Genomic DNA, 6,535 nt, shown 5'->3' on the forward strand with positions numbered 1-6,535 from the left:
TGCCGTCCGGCGGCACCGCGACCGTGCGCGCGCTCGCGGTGTCGCCGGACGGCAAGACCCTGTACGCGGGCGGGTACTTCGGCGCGGTCAACGGGGTCGGCGTGAGCAGCCTGGCCGCCGTCGACGTCGCCACCTGCACGCCCCGCACCGGCTTCCGCCCGTCCGTGCCCGCCACCGTGCGCGCGCTGTCCGTGACCGCCGACAGGGTCTACTTCGGCGGCGACTTCAGCACTGTCAACGGCACCGCCCGGCAGCGGTTCGCCGCCGTGGACACCACCGGGAAGCTGACCTCCTGGACGGCGAACGCGGACGCGCCCGGGCGGGCCGTTCAGGTGACCGCTGACGGCAGGCACGTCGCGCTCGGCGGTGACTTCTTCACCGTCAACGGCAGCGACTCCCACGCCCTGGCCGTCACCGACGCCACCACCGGCGCGGTGACCCGGACCTACCCGCGCGGCTTCTTCCCGGACACCTCCGTCGTCAAGGACATCACCGCCGACTCGACGGGCGTCTACACCGGCAACGAGGGCACCGGCAGCGGCGTGTTCGACGGGCGGACCGCCTTCGATCCGGACACCTTCGCGCAGCGCTGGCGCGACACCTGTCTCGGCGCCACCCAGGCGCTCCAGCTGTACAAGGGGCTGGTCTACAGCGCCTCGCACGCTCACAACTGCTCCTCGATGGGCGAGTACCCGGACGGCCAGCGGCACCATCTGCTGGCCGAGGGCATCAACGACCCGCACCTGGTGGGCTGGGCCCCGGACACCAACGACGGCATCGGCGAGGGCATCGGCCCGCGGGTGTTCACCCTCGCCCCCAAGGGCGGCACGGACTACCTGTGGGTGGGCGGCGAGTTCACCACCGTCAACGGCACCGCGCAGCAGTCCCTCACCCGGGTCTCCTCCGGCCCGGACACCGGCGCGCCGATCGTGCCGCAGGTGCAGGTGGAGAGCACCGAGGCGGGCAAGGTCGCCGTGCACTGGCGCTCCAGCTACGACACCGACGACAGCAACCTGACCTACCGCGTCTACAAGGACAACGGCACCACCCCCGTGTACCAGGTGTCCGGCAACTCGCTGCCCTGGTCCCGGCCCCAGCTGACCTGGACGGACACGAACGTGGCGGCGGGCCAGACGCACTCGTACCGCATCACCGCCTCGGACGGCACCAACACCTCCGCCAAGTCGACCGCCCAGTCGGTGAAGGTGGCGTCGGCGGCGGACGCCTACGCCGCGAAGGTCCGCGGTGACGGCGCCTCGCTGTACTGGCGCTTCAACGAGACCTCCGGCGCATACGCGGCCGACAGCTCCAGAGGCGACGACAGCGGGGTGCACTGGAACGCGCCGACGCAGGCCGTCGCGGACGGGGCGGCCGGCTCGAACCGCTCGATCGCGTACACCGGCTCGCAGAGCGAGTGGACGTACACCGACAAGTCGCACTCCGCGCCGTCCGCCTTCTCGCTGGAGCTGTGGTTCAAGACCACCAGCACCACCGGCGGCAAGCTCATCGGCTTCGGCAACAAGGTGCAGCTGGTGTCGAACCTCTACGACAAGCACGTCTACATGACGAACAACGGGCGAGTCGCCTTCGGCGTGCACGCCGGGTCGGTGAAGACGGTCACCACCTCCCAGTCGTACAACGACGGGAAGTGGCACCACATGGTGGCCACCGAGGGCTCCGACGGCATGAAGCTGTACGTCGACGGCAGCCTGCGCGCCTCCAACCCGCTCGTCACCGGCAACCAGTCGTTCACGGGCTACTGGCGGGTCGGCGGGGACAACCTGGACGGCTGGACCAACCAGCCGTCGAGCCGGTACTACACGGGGCGGCTCGACGAGGTCGCCGTCTACGGCAAGGTGCTGACGGCGAGCCAGGTCCTGGCGCACTACAAGGTGGGGACGGGCGGCTGATGAAGAGGAGTGCGCTGGTGGCGCTCGCCCTGCTGGCGCCGCTGCTGCTGGCCGGCTGCGGCAGCCCGGACGAGGGCGGTCGGCACACCGGGGCGGACGGGAGCGCGACGCCGCGCCCGGCCGCCCCCGCGGGCGCGGCCGCGCCCGCACCGTCGAAGGACGGCGGTGCGCCGTCATCCGGTGCGCCCTCGTCGGGCAGGACCGCCGGGGGCGGCACCGCGCAGAGCCCGCAGAACGCCGTCCCCGACGCCGAACTCACCCCGGCCACCGGATCGTTCACCAAGAAGGAGAAGAAGTACCTGTCGGGCCGCGTGCCCAAGGGCATCGACCCGGCGGCGATCCTCCAGGCCGGCCAGGACGTCTGCGACCGGCTCGCGTACACGGCGAAGATCGACCGGAACGCGGCGGTGGGCGCGGTCATCGCGGGTGACATCAAGGGGGCCGACGCCGCCGTGAACGGCCTCTGTCCGGACCTGGGACCGCTGCTCGCGGCGACGAGGGGCGGCTACCCGGACGGCACCCACGCCGCTCCGGCGCCCGGCACCTACCGCGCGCTGACCTCGTCGAAGGACTGCACCTGGTCCCTGGACGGCGCCTCGGGCCGGCAGCACACGATCACCGTGCGCAAGGGCACGAAGACGTTCACGTCCACCGGGTGCTACGCCTGGGCCCGTACCTGAACGGCGCGGGACGGCTTTCGTGGGGGCCGCCGGAGCGCGGCCCCCACGGCGGCTCAGCGCAGGGACTCGTACAGGGTGTGGAGCCGGTCGGCGACCGCGTCCAGCGAGAAGGACGTGCGGGACAGCTCCCAGGCGGCCTTCGACGCGCGCTCGTTGGCGTCGGCTTCCAGCAGGTCGAGGATCTGCCCGGCCAGGTGCCGCGGAGCCGCTGAGACGCGGCCGGCGCCGGTCCGCGTGAGGTCGTCGGCGAGCCCGTTGGTCGGGGTCACCACCGACGGCACCCCCACCGACAGCGCCTCCAGCACCGACATCGGGAACGGCTCGTCCACCGACGGCAGCACATGCACATGGGTGCGGCGCAGCTCGTTCAGGACCGCGCCCGGAGCGAGGGTGCCCAGGTAGTCGACGTTGGCCGCCACACCCAGCTCCTCGGCCAGTTTCAGCGCCGTGCCCAGCTCGCCCTCGTCGGCCCCGGCGAGCACGAAGCGGGCGTCGGGGTGGCGGCGCACCACCTCGGGAGCGGCGGCGACGAAGTCGGCGGGCCGCTTGCGGGCCTGCATGCGAGCCAGGTAGAGCACCCGGGGCGGTCCGGCCGGGCGCGGGCGGCGGTCCTGCGCGGGAACGCCGTTGACCAGGCGTACGCCGTTGCCGGGGTCGGTGCCGCCGAGCACCGCGTCCAGCGCCTTGCGTTCGTAGGAGGTCAGGTGCAGTACGGCGGCGGCGCGGCGCAGCACCCGGCGTACGGCGAGCAGGTCGAGCAGCCTGGCGAGCGCCTTGTCGCTGGGGTCGACCATGCCGTGGGTCTGCACCACCAGCGGGCGCCCGGCGCTCAGCGCGGCCAGCGCGATCGGCAGGGTGACCAGGTCGCGGGCGAGGTGGACGTGGACGACGTCGGCGTCGCGCACCAGGCGGCGGGCGCCGGCCAGCAGCGCGGGTGAGGTGATCCCGCTGAAGCCGGCGCCGGGCAGGACGCGGCGGGCCGGGTACAGGCGGGCGGGGCGGCCGTCGACGTCGGCGGGAAGCGGCCCGTCGAAGCCGGATCCGAGGGCGACGATCCTGCTGTCGACGCCTCGTGCGGCGAGCCCGGTGGTGAGGTTCACGGCGACCCGGACGGGGCCTCCGAAGGCCTGGGTGGGGGTGTGCAGGGTGACGGCGTGCAGCGCTCTCACCGGGTGCGCCCCTTCACGGCCGGGTGCTGCGCGGGCTCCTTCAGCGCGCGGGTGCCGTCGAACGTGTGCAGGGTCAGCTCCGGCAGGTCGCGGGAGAGGACCGTGCCGGCGGAGACCACCGCGTGCCGTCCGACCGTCACCCCGGCGAGCACGGTGGCCCGTGCGGCGATCCAGGCCCCGTCCTCCACGCGGATCGGGGCGTTGCGGTAGCGGAAGTCGGTGGTGCGGTGGTCGTGGCTGCCGGTGCACAGCAGCGCCTCCTGGGAGACGCACACGTGGGAGCCGATGGTGACCGGCTCCAGGTTCAGCAGCCAGGCGCCCTCGCCGATCCACGTGTGGTCGCCGATCGTCAGCTTCCAGGGCCACAGCACCCGGACCCGGTGCCGGATCAGCACGCCCTCGCCGATCCTCGCGCCGAAGGCCCGCAGCAGCGACACACGCAGCCGGGCCGGACAGAACCACGCCATGAAGAGCGTGTTCATCACGCAGAACCAGAGCGCCTGGGTGACGATCCCGCGCCCCTTGTCGTACCCGGACAGTGTGAACGTTCGTAGATCGCGCACGAGTTCCCCCTCCGTGATCCACCCTAGGGTTTTCCACCGCCACTCGCACACAAATCCGTAGACTCTGTGAACGACGGGCGGAGGGGGAGCTCATGGCGTCGGGAACTCGGGCGGCGTACGGGACGCATGCGATCGAAGCGCCCGCCGTCGCACGGGTGCTGCCCGGCGGCCTGAGACGTGTGCTGGCGCTGCCGCTCGTGCTGGGCCTGACCGTGCTGCTGCCCGCGTTCGTCACGCTGCGGCAGGGCGCGGGCCTGCGCGACCAGGCGTACTGGCTGCAGCTGGTCCTCACGGTGTACGCGGGCGCCCGGCTGTCGGCGATGATCCTGGGCCGGCACCGCAAGCTGCTCCAGGGCACGTTCTGGCTGTTCGTCTACATGGCGATGGGCATCGCACCGCTCGCACAGGCCGTCATCGGCACGTACCCGGTGCCGGTGGCCGGTTCGCGCTCCGACCTGGCCCTGGCGGTCGGGCTGGTGCTGGCGGCGTGCGCGGTATTCGACGCCGGGGCCCTGCTGGTGCGGCCCGGGGTGCGGCCGACGGCCCGTACCGTGTTCCGGCCCGCGACGGTCGCCCGGCGGCGCCTGGCGGTGCTGGTGGCGCTGGCGTTCGCGGGCAGCGGGATGTTCGTCCTCAAGCTCGGCGGGCTCGGGGTGTTCTTCGCCAGCCGGATGGAGATCACCCAGTCGATCGACGACAGCGGGCTCGGCGACGGCGGTTCGCAGGCCGGTACGGCGATGCTGCGCGGCTTCGGCACGGTCCCGGCGCTGCTGGCGCTGATGGTGGTGACCCGGTGGCTGATCACCTCGCCCACGGCGCGCAGGCGCCCGCTGCCGTGGCTGACGCTGGCCGGGCTGGCGGGCGTGAACCTGATCGTCAACAACCCGATCTCCAACCCGCGTTACTGGTTCCTGACCGTGCTGCTCGCGCTGCTGTTCACGGTGTTCCCGCAGAGCCCCACCATGTACCGGGCGGCGCTGACGCTGGGCGTCGCCGCGGCCGTGCTGATCTTCCCGTTCGCGGACAGGTTCCGCTACGACAGCGCCAACACGCCCGCCGCCCGGCACAACTCGTCGGTCCTGGATCCGCTGGTCCAGAAGGACTACGACCAGATGGCGATGTTCGCCAACACCATCACCTACGTCGACGCGGGCAACGGCCACACCTACGGCCGCCAGCTGGCCGGTTCCGTGCTGTTCTTCGTGCCGCGATCGGTGTGGACGTCCAAGCCGCAGGACACCGGCGTGATGGTGAGCGAGTGGATGGCGGCGGCCAACACCAACCGTTCCTCCCCGCTGTGGACCGAGCTGTGGCTGGACTTCGGCCCCGTGGGGATGCTCGCCGGGTTCGGGCTGATCGGCTGGGTGGCGGCCCGGGTGGACCGGCGGTACGCGCAGAAGGTGGTGCGGGCCGGCCCGGTGAGCATCCTCACCCTGGCCGTGCCGCTCGTCGCCGGTTACTCCTTCATCCTGCTGCGCGGACCGCTGCTCCAGGCGTCCGGGCGGATCGCCATCGGTGTGATGTGCCTGGCGCTGATCACGACACTGCGCCCGGAGCGGTGGCGGCAGCTGCGCTGACGGCCGCCGCCCGGCTCTCGGGCCTGCGGGCGGCCTTCCACCAGGCCGCCGAGCTCTTGAGCACGGAGCCCAGGCACAGCCCCCAGGCCGCGCCGCCGACGCCGGTCCAGGCGTACCCGGCGAGCAGCAGCCCGGCCGAGACCGGCGAGAACACCAGCTGCACGGGCAGCGTGGTGCGGGGGGCCAGCACGCGCAGCGCGAGCAGCCCGCACACGCCGAACGCCATCACCGCGTACTGGGCGCCGGTCGCCGGCAGCACCCTGGACGCCGACTCCCAGGTGTCGCCGAGGAGCTGACGGCCGTAGCGGGTGGGCAGCGCGTACAGGGTGGTCGCCCACCCGGCGGCCACGGTGGCGAGCGCGCAACCCGCGGCCAGGGTCGCGCGCCGGGGTGCCGGATGCCGGGTCAGCAGGGGCGGGCCGAACCCGGTGGCCGCGTTGAAGGCCACGTTCAGCGGGCCGAAGAGGGTGGTGGCGCCGCGCAGCGCGCCCACCGCGAGCGGGGTCGCGAACAGGCCGAGGGCGAGGACGGCGAGCTGGCTGGTGGCGTTGCCGACGCCGAACTCCACCAGGAAGCGGCGGCCCAGGTGGCCGCGGGCGACGTAGCGCCTCAGGTCGGCGCGCGCGCCGCGGACGC

General features: G+C 73.0%; 6 protein-coding genes. 3 read left to right on the forward strand and 3 right to left on the reverse strand.

Annotation, left to right across the window (positions count from 1 at the left end):
* Both BZY54_RS43980 and BZY54_RS43985 read left to right on the forward strand, forming a co-directional pair.
* The coding region (locus BZY54_RS43980; protein ID WP_107419982.1) for a LamG domain-containing protein at positions 1 to 1,910 on the forward strand (1,910 nt) is incomplete at its 5' end.
* Positions 1,910 to 2,590 carry a hypothetical protein gene (locus tag BZY54_RS43985; RefSeq protein ID WP_086730965.1) on the forward strand — a complete coding sequence of 227 codons (681 nt, stop codon included), beginning with the start codon at positions 1,910 to 1,912 and terminating at the stop codon, positions 2,588 to 2,590. The genes BZY54_RS43980 and BZY54_RS43985, both read left to right, overlap by 1 nt.
* A gap of 53 nt (positions 2,591 to 2,643) precedes the next feature.
* On the opposite strand, the gene BZY54_RS43990 is transcribed toward BZY54_RS43985, so the two are convergent.
* Together BZY54_RS43990 and BZY54_RS43995 are read right to left on the reverse strand one after the other, a co-directional pair.
* Complete coding sequence (locus tag BZY54_RS43990; RefSeq protein WP_086730966.1) at positions 2,644 to 3,759, reverse strand: glycosyltransferase; 1,116 nt, start codon at positions 3,757 to 3,759, stop codon at positions 2,644 to 2,646.
* Positions 3,756 to 4,322: a WcaF family extracellular polysaccharide biosynthesis acetyltransferase gene (locus BZY54_RS43995; RefSeq protein ID WP_086730967.1), complete on the reverse strand. Its 567-nt coding sequence runs from the start codon at positions 4,320 to 4,322 to the stop codon at positions 3,756 to 3,758. Before BZY54_RS43995 ends, BZY54_RS43990 begins: the two co-directional genes overlap by 4 nt.
* 92 nt (positions 4,323 to 4,414) lie before the next feature.
* On the opposite strand from BZY54_RS43995, the gene BZY54_RS44000 reads away from it, so the two are divergent.
* A complete protein-coding gene (locus BZY54_RS44000; RefSeq protein ID WP_244217629.1) occupies positions 4,415 to 5,899 on the forward strand; it encodes a hypothetical protein in 1,485 nt (494 codons plus the stop codon).
* Here BZY54_RS44000 and BZY54_RS51315 read toward each other — a convergent pair.
* A partial coding sequence (locus tag BZY54_RS51315; RefSeq protein WP_483025162.1) for an MATE family efflux transporter occupies positions 5,859 to 6,535 on the reverse strand: 677 nt, incomplete at its 5' end. The two genes, BZY54_RS44000 and BZY54_RS51315, sit on opposite strands and share 41 nt — an antisense overlap.

This window comes from Streptomyces carpinensis (genome assembly GCF_002154505.1).
Classification (GTDB): Bacteria; Actinomycetota; Actinomycetes; order Streptomycetales; family Streptomycetaceae; genus Streptomyces; species Streptomyces carpinensis.